General features: G+C 58.8%; 19 protein-coding genes. 8 read left to right on the top strand and 11 right to left on the bottom strand.

Annotated elements, in window-relative coordinates; genetic code table 11:
* The first annotated feature begins 139 nt into the window (after nucleotides 1-139).
* On the top strand, nucleotides 140-829 hold the full coding sequence (locus AACZ19_RS06950; RefSeq protein ID WP_339632354.1) for an HD domain-containing phosphohydrolase: 690 nt from the start codon (nucleotides 140-142) through the stop codon (nucleotides 827-829).
* A gap of 52 nt (nucleotides 830-881) precedes the next feature.
* On the opposite strand, the gene AACZ19_RS06945 is transcribed toward AACZ19_RS06950, so the two are convergent.
* The 6 genes from AACZ19_RS06945 to AACZ19_RS06920 all read right to left on the bottom strand — a co-directional run bounded on the left by AACZ19_RS06945 (nucleotide 882) and on the right by AACZ19_RS06920 (nucleotide 4948).
* Nucleotides 882-1298 (bottom strand): hypothetical protein, encoded by a 417-nt coding sequence (locus AACZ19_RS06945; RefSeq protein ID WP_339632352.1) that lies wholly within the window; start codon nucleotides 1296-1298, stop codon nucleotides 882-884.
* A gap of 76 nt (nucleotides 1299-1374) precedes the next feature.
* Complete coding sequence (locus AACZ19_RS06940; RefSeq protein ID WP_339632350.1) at nucleotides 1375-1857, bottom strand: hypothetical protein; 483 nt, start codon at nucleotides 1855-1857, stop codon at nucleotides 1375-1377.
* Between the two features lie 183 nt (nucleotides 1858-2040).
* Nucleotides 2041-2529: a hypothetical protein gene (locus AACZ19_RS06935; protein ID WP_339632348.1), complete on the bottom strand. Its 489-nt coding sequence runs from the start codon at nucleotides 2527-2529 to the stop codon at nucleotides 2041-2043.
* A 265-nt stretch (nucleotides 2530-2794) separates the two neighbouring features.
* Nucleotides 2795-2968, bottom strand: coding sequence for a hypothetical protein (locus tag AACZ19_RS06930; RefSeq protein WP_339632346.1), 174 nt, complete (start codon nucleotides 2966-2968; stop codon nucleotides 2795-2797).
* 10 nt (nucleotides 2969-2978) lie between these two features.
* Nucleotides 2979-3431, bottom strand: a complete 453-nt coding sequence (locus AACZ19_RS06925; protein WP_339632344.1) for a DNA polymerase III subunit chi — start codon at nucleotides 3429-3431, stop codon at nucleotides 2979-2981.
* Nucleotides 3432-3439: 8 nt separating this feature from the next.
* Nucleotides 3440-4948, bottom strand: coding sequence for a leucyl aminopeptidase (locus AACZ19_RS06920; RefSeq protein ID WP_339632342.1), 1509 nt, complete (start codon nucleotides 4946-4948; stop codon nucleotides 3440-3442).
* 135 nt (nucleotides 4949-5083) lie between these two features.
* On the opposite strand from AACZ19_RS06920, the gene lptF reads away from it, so the two are divergent.
* The 7 genes from lptF (at nucleotide 5084) to AACZ19_RS06885 (ending at nucleotide 13320) form a co-directional block, all read left to right on the top strand.
* Complete coding sequence (lptF, locus tag AACZ19_RS06915; RefSeq protein ID WP_339632340.1) at nucleotides 5084-6217, top strand: LPS export ABC transporter permease LptF; 1134 nt, start codon at nucleotides 5084-5086, stop codon at nucleotides 6215-6217.
* On the top strand, nucleotides 6214-7311 hold the full coding sequence (lptG, locus tag AACZ19_RS06910) for an LPS export ABC transporter permease LptG (RefSeq protein WP_339632338.1): 1098 nt from the start codon (nucleotides 6214-6216) through the stop codon (nucleotides 7309-7311). The genes lptF and lptG overlap by 4 nt, the downstream gene beginning before the upstream one ends.
* Before the next feature lie 3 nt (nucleotides 7312-7314).
* Nucleotides 7315-9483, top strand: a complete 2169-nt coding sequence (lptD, locus tag AACZ19_RS06905) for an LPS assembly protein LptD (protein ID WP_339632336.1) — start codon at nucleotides 7315-7317, stop codon at nucleotides 9481-9483.
* A gap of 77 nt (nucleotides 9484-9560) precedes the next feature.
* The gene (locus AACZ19_RS06900) at nucleotides 9561-10835 is read left to right on the top strand and encodes a peptidylprolyl isomerase (protein ID WP_339632334.1); all 1275 of its coding nucleotides are present in this window, start codon (nucleotides 9561-9563) and stop codon (nucleotides 10833-10835) included.
* Nucleotides 10832-11809 (top strand): 4-hydroxythreonine-4-phosphate dehydrogenase PdxA, encoded by a 978-nt coding sequence (gene pdxA / locus AACZ19_RS06895; protein ID WP_339632332.1) that lies wholly within the window; start codon nucleotides 10832-10834, stop codon nucleotides 11807-11809. Before AACZ19_RS06900 ends, pdxA begins: the two co-directional genes overlap by 4 nt.
* The gene (rsmA, locus tag AACZ19_RS06890; protein ID WP_339632330.1) at nucleotides 11802-12635 is read left to right on the top strand and encodes a 16S rRNA (adenine(1518)-N(6)/adenine(1519)-N(6))-dimethyltransferase RsmA; all 834 of its coding nucleotides are present in this window, start codon (nucleotides 11802-11804) and stop codon (nucleotides 12633-12635) included. The genes pdxA and rsmA overlap by 8 nt, the downstream gene beginning before the upstream one ends.
* 202 nt (nucleotides 12636-12837) lie before the next feature.
* Nucleotides 12838-13320, top strand: a complete 483-nt coding sequence (locus AACZ19_RS06885; RefSeq protein ID WP_339632329.1) for a VOC family protein — start codon at nucleotides 12838-12840, stop codon at nucleotides 13318-13320.
* A gap of 94 nt (nucleotides 13321-13414) precedes the next feature.
* Here AACZ19_RS06885 and gmk read toward each other — a convergent pair whose 3' ends face one another.
* From gmk to fabF, 5 genes are all read right to left on the bottom strand, one after another.
* Nucleotides 13415-14065: a guanylate kinase gene (gene gmk, locus AACZ19_RS06880; protein WP_339632327.1), complete on the bottom strand. Its 651-nt coding sequence runs from the start codon at nucleotides 14063-14065 to the stop codon at nucleotides 13415-13417.
* 18 nt (nucleotides 14066-14083) lie between these two features.
* Nucleotides 14084-14974, bottom strand: a complete 891-nt coding sequence (locus AACZ19_RS06875; RefSeq protein ID WP_339632325.1) for a YicC/YloC family endoribonuclease — start codon at nucleotides 14972-14974, stop codon at nucleotides 14084-14086.
* An 87-nt stretch (nucleotides 14975-15061) separates the two neighbouring features.
* The gene (locus tag AACZ19_RS06870) at nucleotides 15062-16423 is read right to left on the bottom strand and encodes a hypothetical protein (protein WP_339632323.1); all 1362 of its coding nucleotides are present in this window, start codon (nucleotides 16421-16423) and stop codon (nucleotides 15062-15064) included.
* 88 nt (nucleotides 16424-16511) lie between these two features.
* Complete coding sequence (gene mltG / locus AACZ19_RS06865; RefSeq protein ID WP_339632321.1) at nucleotides 16512-17492, bottom strand: endolytic transglycosylase MltG; 981 nt, start codon at nucleotides 17490-17492, stop codon at nucleotides 16512-16514.
* Nucleotides 17493-17514: 22 nt separating this feature from the next.
* Nucleotides 17515-18771 (bottom strand): beta-ketoacyl-ACP synthase II, encoded by a 1257-nt coding sequence (fabF, locus tag AACZ19_RS06860; protein WP_339632320.1) that lies wholly within the window; start codon nucleotides 18769-18771, stop codon nucleotides 17515-17517.
* Nucleotides 18772-18812 lie beyond the last annotated feature (41 nt).

Below are 18812 nucleotides of genomic sequence, written 5' to 3'. Positions count from 1 at the left end.
GTTATCCGCCGGGGGTCGAGCGCGGCGCGGCATCCCCACACCCATATCTATTATATAAACTTATATTGTTATCGCTTTTAATTATTTATTAACCCTGTACTACTATTGTGAATATTTTCCAATACTGGAAATATTCATAATGATCGCGATCCAGACAGCAGAATTAGCAGACCGGATATTTGTCGCAGACGGCAACTGCGCGGAGGCGCTCGCCTATCTGGCGGACGGGGCCGGCCTGTCCCGCAGCGAGCGCCTGATAATGCTGGTCATGCTCGATGCGCTCAACGTCTTTTCAGGCGCGACCATGAAGCATTCCCTCCGGGTCGGGCTGCAGGTGCGGGCCTTTTGCAATGCGCTTGGCTATTCGGCGCGCGATGCCGCCCGCTTCGGCCTCTACGCCTGCCTGCATGACAGCGGGAAAATGGGCGTTCCGATCACGATGCTGGAAAAGCCGGGCAAGTTCACCGCCGAGGAACGCGACGTCGTGGAAACCCATGTGCAAAGGGAATTCCTCTTCCCGGAGCAATTCAGCAGCTGCCACCGGGACCCCTTCCGGCACGCTCTCCGCTTCCATCACGAGAATTATGACGGGACCGGTTATCCGGACGGCCTTGCGGGCAACGATATTCCCGAGATTGCCCAGATCACGCGCCTCTGCGATTTCTTCGATGCCGTCCGTCAGGACCGGCCCTACCGCAGGGGCCTGTCCCTGCCGGGGGCCATCGCCCTCATGCAGCAAAGCCCGGGCGCCTTCAACCCGCAGCTATTCAAGGCTTTTCTCCGCGACATCCGCTCAATTGATAGCTATCACCTCCGCGCCCTGCACTAGGCGCGGCGCGTCGTGAGGCGTCGTCATCTTTGACTATTCCTCCAATTAAGGTCTAGTCCAAACCTTCATATGTTGTACACACAACATTTACGATAACATCTTGACTAACCCACGCGACCAGACCTAACCCAGAATAATCGTAAGGCGTCTGTATATCTCCATCTTCATATTCAACCGAATTTCCGATTTCATCAGCCTTGCAACCCAGTAGAGCTTCAAGTTGCTCTATGGTCATGCCAAGAACATTTTTTATTCCGTAATAAAAGCTCTTATGGGCTGAAATGGAGACAACCTCACCGTCTTCAGCATTGATATACACGTCATGATGCGGAATGTAATATGAGTCCCAACCGGTGGAGTCATCTATTTCTGCAAGCAATTGGGCGCCCAGTTGCCCAACATAGGTTTCAACGGAAATACCAATTTCTATTGGCCCCAATCTTTGGTTAGGCACCCAGTCCCACATCATTTTCATCTCTTTTAAGACCTCCGATGTACCTGGACTTTGATGAGGACAAAAGCAGGAAGACACCCACGCGGCCGACCTACTCGCCGAGGGTCAGGCGGACGCCGGTGAAGCGGTTTGCGAGGTTCTGGCGCGGCTCCCTGTCGATGGCGTTGACATTGACATCCGGCGGATAGATGCCGCCCTCGAAGCTGCCGCTGACGGCCCTGAAATCATCGGAAAAATTGAACTCCATATCGATCACAGCGACACCGCTGCCATCGAGTTCGAAGCTGACGATGCGCACCTTTGCGCTGCGATCGCCCGTCTGTTTCCAGACGCCGTTGCCGGGCGCATAGGCGAACTCCCGCTGGTCCGACGCCGACCAGATGACCGCGCCGAACTCCGTGAACATATAGCTCGAATGGGTGGTGGTCCCCTCCTGGCTGAGGATATAGGTCCCCTCGATCTCGCGCCCGAAACCGAATTTTTCCTCCGCCTCCGCCGCCGGACCAACCGCCCCCAGCAGCAACACCGCCCCAAAAATACCGAATATCAGACGGCTTGGTATTCTTTTCATCATTGTGGATATCCTTTTGCTAGAAGCTCAGGCCACAAAACCAAACTTGCCGACGTGGAAGAATCCGAACATACTAGCGTGACAATAAATTAACTACTTACAGAACAATGCAACAACCTAAATATGTTATTACTCCTTAATAACATCGTTATGCAAACGCTGTATCGATTTTCTTTAACGTAAAGGTTACCTACAATAATTAAATCTTGTAGGATGAAAATGTATGGTGGCTTTTTCAACCAGCTCGTATAGTTTTTCGTCGTACTTTCCAAGCGTACTAAAGTTATACCAACCGCCGCATATGTGTGTATATGAGGAAGGAAGACCTTGAATTGTCTCCAAATACGTTCCTCCGGCGGTCTTTAGCTCTATTGTAAATGGTAATCTTGTCGGCTCATAAAAATTATAGTGTTCACAACCATAGACAGCTCTCGAATTATCAGAAATAGCTACTTCAAAATTTCTAAAATCCATAAGTTTTATATTCGTCGTGGAGTAAAGACTAAATGGATCCCAACGGAATTTCTTAACATCTAGAGTGCTTTCCCCCCTCCGTGTTTCCCCCGGGGCAAGCATCAACCTAGAAAACCAATTCAATGTAAGTTTATCTTCTCCAGCAGACGTCTCTTCTACAACATACTCCGCGCTTGTAATTAATGATTTTTCATCGATCATTAGCCAAACTCCCTGTTGTTTAAATTGAAAACAAAAAACACTGATAAATTGTATAAGAATTTTATGGGCAAAAGAAAGTCAAATTGTATTTTGGAGAGCTAATCTAATCCGACCAGTATATAGACTGAAAAATGAGTTTATATCACCAAAATTAGAAACGACCGAGAAAAACCAAGTTAAAAATAGTATTCTTAATGTATCTTTTTCTACCCCGCCTCCGTCTACTGCCAGTAGCTGACGAGACGTCTTGCCCTTCGAAAAACCCCTAAATCTGCCCCTCGATCCCCAGTGAGGAGATAAGCTCGAAATAGGCATACAAGGCGAAGAGGAAGAAGGCGGAACGGATCAGCTCGTGCTTGTGGGGGGAGTGGAAGAATTGCCGGTCGCGGTGGCGGATCACATCCATCAGCTCGTCCCCGAAGCGGCGCGCGCGCCGCACATAGAACCCCTCACGCCTTCTTTTCCCACCCCGCTTCCGTCTGCTGGTAGTAGCTGACGGAAATATCGTTTTCCTTGAAAGCTTTCCAGCGGGTTCGGGCGGCGGTGAGGGCGGCGTCGTCGTTGCCGTCGAACATATAGAGGCAGCGCTCAAAGGCTGTGGCGTCGTCGGCGGCGGCATCCTCGGTCAGGACGAGGACACCCGCGCCGTTCGCATTGCCCTCCGCGTCCAGCGTGAGGAAGATCGGCTGCTCGGCGGGATCGAGGGTATCCCCCGCCCGCCCGTGGGCGAGGAAGGAGGCATCGCGATAACTCCAGAGTGCCTCGTCGAGGGTCTCGATCCGCTCCTCCGTCGCCCCGCGGACCAGCACGCGAAAGCCACGCTCCCGCACCTTTTCGAGCAGGCGGGGCAGCGCCCGCTCGATCGGGTCCGATTGCAGATGATAGAAGCTGACCTCGGTCACGCGGGGGCCTATTTGCCCTCGTAATTATCGCGGATGAACTTGTCCAGCAGGCGGACGCCATAGCCGGTGCCGCCCTTCGGCGTGATCGGCTTGTCGGCCTTCGACCAGGCCATCCCGGCGATATCGAGATGCGCCCAGGGGGTGTCGTTCACGAATTTCTGCAGGAATTCCGCCGCGACGATGGAGCCCGCGCCGCGCCCGCCGGTGCCGATATTCTGCAAATCCGCGATCGGCGATTTCGTCTGCTTGGCATAGGCCTCCGACATCGGCAGGCGCCAGACCCCCTCGCCCACCGCCTTGCCGGCGGCGAACAGCTGCTCGGACAGCTCGTCATTGTTGGAGAACAGCCCGGCATTCTCATGGCCGAGGGTGATGATGATCGCGCCGGTCAGGGTGGCGAGGTCGATCATGAATTCGGGCTTGAAGCGGTCCTGCGTGTACCACAGCGCATCGGCGAGCACGAGGCGGCCTTCGGCGTCGGTGTTGAGAATCTCGATCGTCTGGCCGGACATCGACTTGACGATATCGCCGGGCCGCTGGGCGTTGCCGTCGGGCATGTTTTCCACGAGGCCGATGACGCCGATGGCGTTGACTTTCGCTTTCCGCCCGGCCAGCGCCTTCATCAGGCCGGTGACGGTGCCCGCGCCGCCCATGTCCCATTTCATTTCCTCCATGCCGGGGCCGGGCTTGAGCGAAATGCCGCCGGTATCGAAGCAGACGCCCTTGCCGACAAAGGCGAGCGGCTTTTTACCCGCCTTCTTGGTCGTCGCGCCGTTCCACTGCATGATGACAAGGCGGCTGTCGCGGCGGGAACCCTGCCCGACACCGAGGAGCGCCCCCATGCCAAGGCGCTGCATCTTCGCCTCATCGAGGATTTCCACATGCACGCCCATGTCGGACAGCTCCAGACAGCGCCCGGCGAAACTTTCCGGGTAGAGCTCATTGGCCGGTTCGCTGACCAGATCGCGGGTCAGGAACACGCCCTCGTTCAGCGCCTCGATATCGGCAAACGCTTTTCGCGCCGTCGCCGATCCCTTGCAGGAGACAGTCATGCGGGTCAGCGTCGGTTCCGCCGCCTCGTCGATATCGGTCTTGTATTTGCGGAACCGGTAGGAGCCGAGCATCGCCCCGCCGGCAATCGAGGCCGCGGCCTCGTTCGTCTTGAACTCTTTCGCGTTCAGCTCGTCGAGGATCACGGTGACGGAGCGGGCACCGGCCGTGTTCAGCCGCTTCACCAGCGAACCGCCGAGGGTTTCCATATCCGTCGTCGTCAGCTTTTCAGGGTCGCCAAGGCCGAACAGGACCACGCGCGAGACTTCCAGCCCGCTCGGCGCGGCGATTTCAAGGAAGTCCCCTTTCTTGCCGGTAAAGCGGCTGGTCTCCAGCGCCCGGCTGAGTGCGCCCTTAGTTTTCTTGTCCACGACCTCGGCGGTCGGCGAGAAGGCCTTGTCGGCATAGATCGCGACCGCGAGGGAGCCGCGCTTGGGAATGGAGATTTCAGAAAATGCGAACTTCATGGAAAATACCTATTCTTGTCTTTTTCCGGGGCGGGATAAAGGATAGCAACGAATCGCCCCTGGCTATCGTCATTATTTTTCATAGCGTGTCCTTTCCTGACTGGCAACAAACAAAACTATCGCTATACTCCCCCCATGAGGAATATTAACCGTTATATTATGAGGCAGTTGGCCGTTCCAATGCTGTTCATCGCCTTCTCGCTGACGGGCGTGATCTGGCTGTCTCAGGCCCTCAAGTTCGTGGAACAGCTCATCAACGGTTTGCCGGTCACGACCTTTCTCTATCTTTCCCTGCTGCTGCTGCCGGATATCCTGCGCTACACCCTGCTGCTGGGGTTGTTTTTTGGCACCCTCTTCGCCTTCAACAAGCTCTATTCGGACAGCGAGCTGATCGTCATGTGGGCGGCGGGGCTCAGCAAGTCGGCGCTGGCACGGCCGGCCATCTATCTGGCACTGATCATCACGCTGGTCATGTATTTCCTCGGCTTCATCCTTGTACCCTTCGGCAACCGCACGGTATCGGAGATGCGCGTCGCCTGGCAAGATAGCCTGGCGGCAGTGGTCCTGCGCGAGGGCGTCTTCAATACCCTAACCAACGATGTCACCGTCTATATCCGCGAGAAAACACCGGCGGGTGAGATGCTGGGCATTCTGGTGCATGACGAGCGGGTGCCGGAAAAACCTGTCACCTACATGGCGGAACGGGGTGCCTTCATAAAAACCGACGAGGGGCCGCGCTTCATCATGAATGCGGGCAACCTTCAGGAAGTCTCGAAAAAGAACGCCAAACTCAGCCTGCTCTATTTCGATCAATATGCCCTCGATATCGGCCAGTTCGAGAAAAAGAGCGGTGCCCGCTGGCTGTCGCCGGATCATCGCTATCTGTGGGAACTGATCAACCCCGAAGACAGCGAGCGGGTGCGGCAGGAAAAACATAAATTGATATCGGAGCTGCATCAGCGTCTGGTGCTGCCGCTCTATGCGGTCGCCCTTGTCTTTATCGCGCTCGCTGGGGTGATGGGCGGTGAGTTCGCCCGCCGCGGACGGGGCCGACAGATGGGTATTGCCGCGGCCGCAGGTGTTCTCTTGCTGATCGCGGGCATGGCGCTCTTCCGGGTGACAAGCCAACCAATGCTGGTCTATCCGCTCATGTACCTGCTACCGATCGCGGCCGGAGCTGTCGGGGCGTATTTCGCCGGTGGTGGACGGCTGCGCTTCCTTGAGAGCCGGTCGGACAATGGCGCCGTGACCAGCGGGGAGGTGGGATGATACAAGTGCCGGGCACCCTTTCACTCTATCTGGGCAAGCAATTCCTCAAATATGTTGCGGTCATCTTCGGCATCCTGATGACCATCATATTCCTCGGCGATTTTATCGAGGCCCTGCGCCGCACGGCCGACCGAAATGACATTACGATCATGATCCTGCTGGAGATGGTGATGCTGCGCATGCCGACGCTGGCGATGAAACTGCTGCCCTTTATCGCGCTGTTCGGCGGAATGCTGACGTTCTTCCGGCTCTCGAAATCCAGTGAGCTGGCGGTCATCCGGGCGTCGGGCGTGTCGGTCTGGCAATTCCTTTTCCCGTCCCTCTTTATTGCCTTCGCCATCGGCGTCGTCGTCCTCACGATCATCAACCCGATCGCGGCGGCGATGCAGGCGCAGAACGACCGGATGGAAGCCAAGTATTTCGAGACCCGCTCGAATCTCCTGACCCTGTCCACCAACGATCTATGGCTCCGTCAGGTGGACGAAAACGGCTTGGCGGTCATTCATGCGCGTGGCGCCGTCAATCAGGGCATCGACCTGACCGACGTGATTATCTTCCAGTATGACGCCAACGACATCTTCACCGGACGGATCGATGCAGGACAAGCAAGACTGCGTCCGGGTTTCTGGGACCTGACGGATGTTGTCATTACGGGTCCGGACAAGCCCGCGGAGCGGCGTGACCAGCTGGAACTGCCGACGACCCTCACCATCCTGCAGATTCAGGAGAGCTTCGCCTCTCCGGCGACGCTCTCCTTCTGGGACCTGCCCGGCTTTATCGCAACGCTGGAACAGGCGGGCTTCTCCGGGGACCGGCATCGCCTGCACTGGTACAGCCTGATGGCGGGACCGGTTCTAATGCTGGCCATGGTGCTGGTCGCCGCGACCTTCTCGCTCCGCTCCCTCCGTCAGGGGAGGACAGTGCTGTTGGTGCTGGGCGGCATTGCCACCGGTTTTGTCTTCTATTTCATGACGGATATTATCTACGCGCTGGGACTGTCCGGCAACCTACCGATTATTCTGTCCGCCTGGATTCCGGCGGTGGCCATAACACTGTTCGGCCTGGCAATGATGTTTCACCTGGAGGATGGCTAGGCGATGAAGAGGGCGATTTACCTTGGTTTAGGCGCCCTGCTGGCGCTGAATGCGCCGCTTTGGCCGGTGCAGGCAGCGGAGGCGGAGTCATCGGAGCTTGACCTGTCGAAAGAGGCCCTGCTGAGCGCTGATGAGGTTATCTATGACAATGAAGCGCAGCTCGTGGAAGCCCGGGGCAATGTCGAGATTGTTCAGGGCGACCGGGTGCTGAAGGCCGACCGCATCATCTATGACGTGGCGGCAGATACTGTCCGGGCGGAGGGGAATATCGCCTTGCTGGAGCCAAGCGGCGATGTCGTTTTTGCCGACAATATGGAACTTGAGAACGAACTGAAAACCGGCGCGATCCGCGACCTCAAGATCCTGTTCACCGATAATTCCCGCCTTGCCGCCCATGACGCCATCCGCGAGGACGAGAACCGCACTGTCATGAACAAGGCTGTCTTTACAAGCTGTGAACCCTGCAAGGAGGATCCGGAGCGCGCACCGATCTGGCAGGCCAAGGCGGACCAGGTCATTCACGACCGGCAGGAAAAGACGATTACATACCGCAATGCCTTTCTGGAGTTTTTCGGCGTCCCGCTGATCTATACGCCCTATTTCTCGCATCCCGATCCAACCGTTGACCGCCAGAGTGGCTTTCTGGCGCCGAGCATCTTCAGTTCCTCGACCATCGGGTACGGTGTCAAGGTGCCCTATTACTATGTCATCGACGAAGACAAGGACATGACCATCACGCCGACCATTACCTCAAAGGAAGGCGTGCAGATGGCGGGGGAATACCGCCAGGCAGTGGAGAGTGGGTCGTTCCAGTTTGACGGTTCCCTCACCTATGTGGACAAGGTCGATAACAACAATGTCGAGACCGGCGGCCAGGAATTCCAGGGCCATATCCGTGGTGACGGTCAATTCCGCCTCGATGAAACCTGGGTTTGGGGTTATGACATTTTCCGCACCACCCATGATACCTATCTGAAAAAATACGATATCAGCGATGCCGACACCCTTACCTCGACCGCCTATCTGCAGGGTCAGCGCGGCCGGAACTTGTCGCTGCTCAGCGCCTACAGCTTTCAGGGGCTGACCGCAGCAGACGTGTCGGGCGAAACGCCCATCGTTCCGGCCTGGTGGGACTATTCCTATGTCGGGGAGGCGAATTCCTATGGCGGCCGCTTCGATGCCAATGCGGATGTGCTGGCTATCTACCGGACCGACGGGCAGGACACCAACCGCCTCTCACTGGAAGGTGGCTATCTGAATCCCTACACTACCGCCAACGGCCAGGTGATCACGCTGGATACATCGCTGCGCGGCGATCTTTACTATACCCATGACGAACTGGCCGATCCGGCCGATCCATCCAGCGCCACCGCCAATGACAGCTTTACCGGTCGACTTGTCCCATCCATCTCGGTCAAGTGGCAATACCCCTTCGTCCGCCAGTCCGGTTCCATCCGCCAGGTGGTCGAGCCGATTGCCGAGGCTGTCTGGTCCGATGTCATTGGCGACAACGGCACGCCTAATGAAGACAGCCTGAGCTTCGAATTTGACGACACCAACCTGTTCGGATCCAATCGCTATGCGGGCCTTGACGAGGTAGAGACCGGTGCCCGGCTGAACTACGGCATGAACGTCGGCGTTTACGGAGCCTCCGGCGGCTACTCGACCCTGCTGTTCGGCCAGAGCTATCATTTTGACAAGGACACTGGCTTTGAGGACGGCACCGGCCTTGAGGATCGCTTCTCCGACTATGTGGCCCGCCTGGAAATCCGTCCCGCCGACTATCTGCAGTTTGTTAATCGCGTCCGGCTCGATCATGACAGCCTCTACCTAGCCCGCAACGAGATCAGCATGAAACTGGGGACGGTGGAAAACTGGTTTGATCTGGGCTATGTCTATCTGCGGGACGACCCGAACGGGATTTCCCAGGAAAGGCGGGAGGAAATTTACGTCGCGGGCAAGGTCAAGCTTGCGGAGTTCTGGAGCGCCTATGGCAGCTACCGGCGTAATCTCGTGAACGGCGGTAATTCGATTGACGGCAGGATCGGCCTGGAATATCTGGATGAATGTTTCGGCATCGCGCTGGAGGCGAAACGGTCTTTCACCCGCGACCGCGATGTAGAGCCGGAAACCCGCTTCGGCGTCCGGATCAGGCTGCTGCCTTTCAATTAGGCGCGCTGCGGGTTATCCTGCCGCCCGTCTGCCCTAAATGGCTGATTAAGAGAGTAAACACGTAAAGATTAATGACAATGCTGATCTGTCGAACGATAAGAAACACACTGCTTGCCGGCCTTGCGGCCTTGCTTGTCCTGTCGACTGCGGCGGCACAGGATGTCCAGAAAATTGTCGCCGTCGTCAATGACGAAGTTATTTCCGGCTATGACCTGAACCAGCGAATCAAGCTCACTATCATTCTCTCGGGTTTTCCCGATACGCAGCAAACCCGTCAGCAGCTCGTCGACCCGACGGTGGCGCGGCTGATTGATGACCGGTTGAAAATGCAGGAGGCCGCGCGCTACAACATCACCGTCAGCGACGAGGAAGTGCTGAACGCCATCGCCTATCTTGAGGAAACGAACGGCATGCAGCCGGGGCAGATGGACCGGATGCTGCGCCAGAACAATATCGACATTGAAACGATGACGGCACAGGTGCGGGCCAACCTGATCTGGAACCGCCTGATCGAGGCACGGATCATGCCGCGGATTACCATTTCCGACGAGGAGGTCGAGGCTGTCCGTCAGGCAATGGAGGCGAACAAGGGCAAGACGGAATATCTGCTGAGCGAGATTTACCTGCCGATCGAGCCCAGTGCACCGGAGACACAGGTACGCGACAGCATCGCCAATCTCGTCTCCCAGCTGCGCTCCGGCGCCTCGTTCGAGCGGGCAGCCTCCCAGTTCAGCCAGGGCGCCACGGCCGCATCTGGAGGCTCTATCGGCTGGGTACTGGAAGAGGATGTGGAACCTGAAATCGCCGAGATTCTCCCAGATCTCGGCACCAACCGCATCTCCGATCCGCTCCGCTCCGGCGCCGGTTTCTACATCGTCACCGTGAAGGCGACGCGAACTATCCTGGAGAATAATCCTGACGACATTTCCCTCGATATCACCCAGATTGTCGTGCCCGAAGCGGCGGAAGGCGCGGCGAATGCCGGACCGGAAGCGCAAGAAAAGCTCGCCACCACTGTCAGCAATTTCATCGATGGCTGCGAGAAGCTTCCCGAGATACTGACAGAGCTCAACAGTCCGCTCAGCGGGAAGATCGGCCGGATCCGCCTTGGCGACATGCCCGACCATATCAAGGAAATCTTGCGCGATATGGACGTCGGAGATGTCAGCACGCCCTATTTCGATGAGGACGTCTACCGCATTTTCGTTGTCTGCGAGCGCAATGATCCACAAGCCCGCAGCAACGATCCGGAGACGATCCGGCGCGAAATCCTGCTGCGCCGGGCGGAAAACCGCGCGCGCGGCTATATGCAGGACATCCATACCGCGGCGACCATTGAAACCCGGCTATGACAACCGCGCCGCTTCTCGCCGTGACCATGGGCGATCCGAGTGGTATCGGGATCGAGATCAGCGCCAAGGCCTGGCAACGGCGGGAAGTCGACCATCTCGCGCCCTTCTTCCTGATCGGCGGCAAGGATGAGGTGACCGCGCAGATCAACCGCCTGTTCCCGGAGGTGCCCGTTGAGGTGATCCCGGAGCCCGCCGCTAGCCGCGAAATATTCGCCCGCGCCCTCCCCCTTCTCGCGCTGGAGGATGGCCTTGATCCGGCAGAGCAGACAATCGAGGCAATCCGCCTCGGTGTCGAGCTTTGCCAGTCCGGGGACGCCAGCGCCCTCGTTACCAACCCCATCCACAAACGGCGGCTGTATGAGGCTGGCTTCACCCATCCGGGCCACACCGAATATCTCGCGGCACTGACGGGGGAAGATGGCAAATCGGTGATGATGCTCGCCTGCACAGCTCTGAAGGTCGTGCCCGCCACCGTCCATATCCCCATCGCCAAAGTGCCGGAGGCGCTCGATGCCGCCCGCCTCAGCCATGTGATCGAGACAACCCACCGCGACCTCACGCGCCGCTTCGGGCTAGCAAGCCCCCGGCTGGTGGTCGCCGGACTCAACCCCCACGCCGGGGAAGACGGCACCATCGGGCGGGAGGAGGAAACCGTCATCCGCCCGGTCATCGCGAAATTGCAGGCGGACGGCATGAAAATCAGTGGGCCGTTCCCCGCCGACAGCCTGTTCCACCCGGCGGCGCGCCAGAATTATGATGCCGCCATCTGCATGTATCATGACCAGGCCCTGATCCCGATCAAGACCATCGATTTTGACGGCGGGGTCAATGTCACCCTTGGCCTCTCCATCATCCGCACCTCCCCCGATCACGGCACGGCGGAAGATATCGCGGGCAAGGGACTGGCCAGCCCGTTGAGCCTGATCGCCGCGATTAAACTGGCCGCCGAAATGGCGGACGCGACCCATGGCTGACGCGCCCGACCTGCCGCCGCTCCGGGAGGTGATTGCGAAATATGGCCTCCGGGCGGAGAAATCGCTCGGCCAGAATTTCCTCCTCGACCTCAACCTCACCGGCCGCATCGCGCGCTGCGCCGGACGGCTTGACGGCGAGACGGTGATCGAGATCGGCCCCGGCCCCGGCGGGCTGACGCGCGCCATACTGGGCGCGGGCGCGGGCCGCCTGATCGCCATCGAGAAGGATACCCGCTGCCTGCCCGCCCTTGCCGAGATCGCCGCCGCCTACCCCGGTCGGCTGGAGGTCGTTAATGACGATGCGCTGGAAATCGATGAACCCGCGCTTTTCGAGGGCAAGGCCAAGATTATCGCCAACCTGCCCTATAATGTGGCGACCCCGCTCCTGATAAAGTGGCTGCGGCAGCGGGAGCGGTTCTCTTCCCTCACCCTGATGTTCCAGAAGGAAGTCGCCGACCGCCTCACCGCCACCCCGCGCACGAAATCCTATGGCCGTCTCAGCATCCTCTGCCAGTGGCTGTGCGAGACACGGCGCGAGTTCGATATCTCGCCCCGCGCCTTCACCCCGCCGCCGAAGGTGACCAGCACCGTCGTCACCCTGATCCCGCGCGAAACACCGCTCTTTCCCGCCGATCCGGACATCTTTGAGAAAGTCGTCGCCGCCGCCTTCAACCAGCGCCGCAAGATGCTCCGTGCAAGCCTGAAACCGCTCGGCCCCCCGCCCGAGGAAATGCTGGAAAAAGCCGCCATCGCCCCGACCCGCCGGGCGGAAGAGCTCACGGTAGAAGAATTCTGTGCGCTGGCGCGCGTCTACGCCGATCAGTAGCCTTCGCGCAAACGACTGGCAAAATCAGAAAGAGACGAAGCGGCGGGGCAATGTCTGCTTATGATCCTGAGCAGCCCTCATCGTTCAGATGTGGGAACAACGATGCGGACAAATCTGCCATTTGTGCCATGTCGAATTATCCCTTGACCTGCGGTTAGGTTGAGGAATTATCATAAAACTATGACGATGACTGAGAGGCATTATGACATTCAGAATTAACACGCTTGTTCCTGAGCTTTGGTGCTCGGATTTTCAGAAATCAATGGAATTTTACGTTAAAACCATTGGGTTCAAGGTGGCACAGCAACGAAATAACGATCCCCATGCTTACTTGTCTCTAGATGGGGGGCAGATCATGTTGGCGCATTGGAAACCTGATGGAAGCTGGGAACCCTGGAATCCCAAACCAATTGAACAACCCTTTGGACGCGGAGTGAATTTTCAGTTCATGGTTGACGACGTGCAGGGGATCTACGATCGCATCAACTCCTCCGGTTTCAGGCCGTTCATGGATATTGACGATACAGATTACTGGAAGTCAGATTGCATGGAAACACGGCGGCAATTTATGGTGCTTGACCCTGACGGCTATCTCCTGCGGTTTGCACAAGCTCTTAGAACTCGTACAGTCGAAGAAGCAGACCTTCAGCGCATGGATGAACAGTACGGAACAACTTCCCTTTAAAGAACTCACTCAAGCACACCCGTGCCAAGCCCGAATTTCAGGTGAGGTTCTCAAATCCTTTTGCCGCCTCGCCCGGGACCTACGCGGAAACCGTCTAATACCCCTCGCGCAGGCGACTGACGAAATCGATGAGGCCGGCGCGGCGATGGGTGCGGAGCCGTTCCGCTCTCAGGATAGCTTTTACCTGCGCCAGGCAGTGTTCAACATTGTCATTGACGACCACATAGTCATATTCGCGCCAATGGCTGATTTCCTCCGCTGCCTTGGACATACGCTGCGCGATCACTTCCGCCGGATCCAGCGCCCGGGTTTTAAGGCGTTGTTCCAGCGCATCGGTAGACGGCGGCAGGATAAACACGCTGACCAGATCGTTCGGCGCCTTCTGGGCGAGCTGCTGCGTGCCCTGCCAGTCGATATCGAACAGGATGTCCTGCCCGTCGGCCAGCGCATCCTCGACCGGACCGCGCGGCGTGCCGTAGTAATTGCCGAATACCTTGGCATGCTCCAAGAGTTCGTCGCGATTGATCATCAGGTTGAAGTCGACCGGCTCGACAAAGATGTAATCCTTGCCGTCAATCTCGCCGGGGCGCGGCGCGCGGGTGGTGGCGGAAACCGACATGACCAGCTCGTCCTCCTCCTTGAGCAGGGCGCGGGAGATGGTCGTCTTGCCCGCTCCCGAGGGTGAGGACAGCACCAGCATCAGCCCCCGTCGCGTCATCGCCCCTTTGTCGTCGTCCCCCGTCATCCTCAACTCCCTCAACCCCTACTCAATATTCTGAACCTGCTCGCGCATCTTATCGACCAGCACCTTGAGGTCCAGCCCGATTTGCGTCAGTTCCTTGTCATTGGCCTTGGAACAGAGGGTGTTGGCCTCGCGGTTGAACTCCTGGCAGATGAAGTCGAGCCGCCGCCCGACCGGCTCTTTCCCACTGTCCAGCATTTCGCGGGTGGCGGCGATATGGCTGGTCAGCCGGTCCAGCTCCTCGGCGATATCCGCCTTGGTGGTGAGCAGCGCCAGCTCCTGTTCCAGCCGGCCTTCGTCCAGTTCTCCGCTTTCCAGCAGCATCGCCATCTGCGCCTTGATTTTCGCCCGCATCTTCTCGGGCCAGTTTGCCGCAATCTCGGTTGCGCGGGCGACGAGCGCCTTGATGTCGTCAAGCTGCGCGGCGAGGACGGGACCGAGCGCGTCTCCCTCCTCGCGGCGCGTCGCCGCCATGCTGTCCACCAGTTCCCCGGCCGAGGCCAGCAGCGCCGCCGCCAGCCCCTCGCCATCCGTCTCACTTCCCGCTGTCTCGTCGCGGGGCTCGATCACGCCCCGCAACGCCAGCATGCCGTCCATGCGCGGCCGGTCGGCCTGCCCGCTCTCGACATAGCGATTGGCAAGGGTGAGCAGTTCATCGAGGAATTCGCGGTTCACCTGATAGGCCATATCGCTGCCGCGATTTTCAAACTGGAGATGGATATTGACATTGCCGCGGGAGAAGCGTGCCTTGACAAGCTTGCGCAACGGATCTTCGAGATGATCGAAGCCGGTGGGGATGCGGCAACGGACTTCCAGCCCGCGCCCGTTGACACTTTTCATTTCCCAGAGCCAGCCGATCCCGTCGAAAGAGCCGCTTGCCCGGGCAAATCCCGTCATACTGTTAATCGTCAAAATCGCCTCTCGCGCAAGGGGTTCGGTCGGGGAATGCGTTACCGCCCCTGTATATCCGCTTCGGCGCACCGCCACAAGCGCGCGGCGCTATTTTTTGGCCGCAGCGGAAGGTCTGGGCTTTGCCGGTTCCAACCGGCCGGTGATGGCGCTGATGACCCGCTGCAATCCAGCGAACAGCACCGTCGAGAGCAGGCCACCGAGAAACGCCGCAAGATCGAGGGCGAAGTCTGCCGCCGCGCCATTCATCGGCAGCCACGGCTCCAGCGCCAGGAAGAACAGCGCCCCTGTTAATCCGCCAAGCGCCCCGCGCAAGCCCGGCGACAGACGCACCGCCTCATCATAACGGCGCTTGCGCACTTCTACCGCGATATTCAGGGTCAGCAGGCTGAGCGCCCCGACGGTGCCCCAGAGATAGGCGGCGACCAGCCCGATGGACCAGGTGAGATCATTCGCGAACTCATCGGCGAACATCTCTCCCGCCAGATGCCGCGCCAGCAACAGCAGCGGAAACAGTATGAAGATCAGCAGCGAGATCGACAGCGGGATCGACCACAGCAGCGGTGCGCCCACAAGGCTGTCATGCAATGTTTTCCCGTTCAGGCCGAGAGTTTTAAAATTCGCCGCGGAAATCTTGCGGTAGGCCGCCTGAAGGGTGTGATAGCAGGCGGTCTTTTCCGCCGGGGTTTTGGCTCTCTCGCTGATGCTGATCGCGCTGTCGAGGGCGCCAAGCTCCGCCGGGGTCGAGCCTGCCGGATGGTCGAGGAAATAGTTGGAGAGGATCCGCGCCCTGTCCAGAAGCTCGCCGAACGCCTCGTCCTCCGCTGCCGTGCCCTCGTCCCAGGCTTCCTCGATATCCTTGTTCGCCGTCTCCTTATGGGGCGGATTTTCAGGCGCTTTTTCCGATGTCTTCCCCTGGGATTTCCCGGGTGCATTCTCCGGCGTCTTCTCCGATGTGTGTTCGGGCGGTTTTGATGGGGCGGAGAGAATCGGTTCCTGCCGCTCTGGTGCTTCAGACTCTGCTGTCGCCGGTGCAGCGGAAGGGGGAGCGACAGGTGTCGCCTCCGGCGCAGCGGCAGCTTTCGGCGATGGCTCTTGCACGGACGGCGAGGCGGGCGCGGATGGTGGCGTGGGAGTGGGTGCAGGGGTAGGCTCGGGAGTTGGCTCGGACGCTTGAACAGGCGCCGGGGCAGGATCCTTTGCAGAAGGCGTTTCGGGAGCTGTTGCCGGCGCAGCCGTTGTCGGAGCGGCGGCCTGTGCGGGTGCAGAAGCGGCTTCCACCGGGGCCTTGGCCATAGATTGCGACGCGGGCGGGTTCTTGATATTGCTGTTCACCAGATCGAGCGACGAGGCATCCAGCGTCTCGATCTCCTGGCGCAATTTAAGCAGCGCCTCGCGCAATTCCTGCCGCTGCCGGAGCAGCATCTGAATGGTATCCGTACTCACCGCCATGGGGGTCTCGCCACTCCTTTACCTGTTATCCATGGCAAGGACGCTTGCGAAACGGATTTTGTGCCAAATCAGGGGACGGCGTGAAATTTCAGGGCTTTTTGTTCAGCTTGCGCCATTTGCGGACATTGGCGTTATGCTCATCGAGCGTGAGGGAAAAGGCATGGCCGCCGGTGCCATCGGCGACAAAATAGAGATAGTCCGTCTCCTCCGGCTGCACCACCGATTGCAGGCTTTCGACCCCCGGATTGGCGATCGGGCCCTTGGGCAGGCCGGTCATCTGATAGGTATTGTAGTCATTGGCTGTCGCGAGGTCCTTGCGGCTGAGCAGCCGGCCGAGATCGCGGGACCCTTCGGTGATGCCATAGACCACCGTCGGGTCCGATTGCAGCTTCATCCCCTTGCGCAGGCGGTTGAGGAAAACCCCGGCGACCCGCGGCCGCTCAGCCGCGATGGCCGTTTCCTTCTCGATGATGGAGGCGAGGATAACCAGCTCCTCCTCCGATTTTATTTCCGGCGGCAAGGGATGGGCGGCGGTAATCGAGGCAATCGCCGCCTGCATCGCCGTCGCCATGCGATCCAGCAGTTCATCGCGGGTATCGCCGAGGCGGTACTGATAGCTTTCCGGTAAAAAGGCGCCTTCGGGCATCGGCCGGGTGATCTCCCCCTCCAGCCCCGGCGCGGCGGCGACCAGCGCCCTGATCTCGCGGCTTTGCAGGCCTTCGGGGATGGTGATCAGCCGCTCGATCACCTTGCCCGAGACAAAGAGGTTCATCAGGTCCCGGCCCGAAATAGCATAGGGTATGAGATATTCCCCGGCCTGCAACTGACCCGATTTTTCTTCAAGTCTTACACCAAAAATGAAGACGTAGGCATTGTTTATAATACCTTTTTCCTCAAGATCCGCAGACAGCGCGCGCAAGCCCGTCCCTTTCTTGAGGATATAGACTGTCTCGCCTTCGAACGGACCGGGAGAGGTAAACAGGGACCAGGCAAGCGCCGCAACACCGCCCGCCGCAACCACGCCAAGCAAAAAGAAGGCGGTCAGGCCGATGAGGACTTTTTTCTTCATGGCCCCGCCTCCGGCCCGAAGGTCAGACGCGCTTCATGACAAGGCAGGCATTGGTTCCGCCGAACCCGAAGGAGTTGGACAGAACCGCATCAACCTTCTTTTCCTGCGCCTTGAGCGGCACGAGGTTGATCTCGCAGTCTTCCGCCGGTTCATGGAGATTGATCGTCGGCGGCAGGATGCCCTCATTCATCGCGAGGATCGAGAAGATCGCCTCGACCCCGCCGGCCGCACCGAGCAGATGGCCAATAGCCGACTTGGTGGAGGACATGGCGACATTCTTGACACTGGAACCAAACAGCCGCTCAACCGCGCCAACCTCAAGGAAATCAGCCATGGTCGAGGTGCCATGAGCATTCACATAGCCGATATCGTCGGCATTGAGCCCGGATTTCTTCAACGCCATCTGCATCGCGCGATAGCCACCGCCACCATCGGGAGACGGTGCGGTGATGTGATAGGCATCGCCGGAGAGGCCGTACCCCAGAACCTCGGCGTAGATTTTCGCGCCGCGCTTCTTGGCATGTTCATATTCTTCCAAAACGACAACGCCCGCGCCCTCGCCCATAACGAACCCGTCGCGGCCCTTGTCATAGGGACGCGAGGCCGTTTCCGGCGCGTCATGATAGGAATGAGAGAGCGCCTTGGCGGAGGCAAAACCGGAAATACCGAGGCGACAGATCGCCCCTTCCGCGCCGCCCGCAACCATGACATCCGCGTCATCGTCGGAGATCATCCGCGCCGCATCGCCAATCGCATGGGCGCCGGTGGAACAGGCCGTGACCACCGCATGGTTCGGGCCCTTATAGCCGTGACGGATGGAAACCTGGCCGGATACAAGATTGATCAGGGCGCCCGGAATAAAGAACGGCCCGATGCGCCGCGGTCCGCGTTCATGCAGGGTGATAGCATTCGCCTCGATCGAGGGAAGGCCGCCAATGCCGGAACCGATGGTAACACCAGTACGGCAGAATTCCTCTTCCGTCTCGGGCTGCCATCCGCTGTCCTTGATGGCTTCATCGGCGGCGGCGATGCCGAAAATGATGAAGCTGTCGACTTTACGCTGTTCCTTGGGTTCGAGAACGTTATCAGCAATGAAGGAGTCGGGTTGGTCCGGATCGATGGGCACTTCACAGCCATAACGAACCGGCAGGTCCGTCGTATCGATCTTGGTCAGCATCCCCGCCCCGGATTCGCCGTTGATCAGCTTTTTCCAGGTCGGTTGCACTCCGTTCGCCAGCGGGGTCACAAGTCCCAGCCCGGTTACCACCACTCGTCGCATGCGTCACCCAATATACATTGCAGAAAAAGAGATCGGGGCAC

Origin of the sequence: uncultured Sneathiella sp. (assembly GCF_963973085.1) — a bacterium.
GTDB lineage: Bacteria > Pseudomonadota > Alphaproteobacteria > Sneathiellales > Sneathiellaceae > Sneathiella.
Note: the sequence above shows the minus strand (reverse complement) of the source record. Positions and strands in the feature narration are given on the sequence as shown.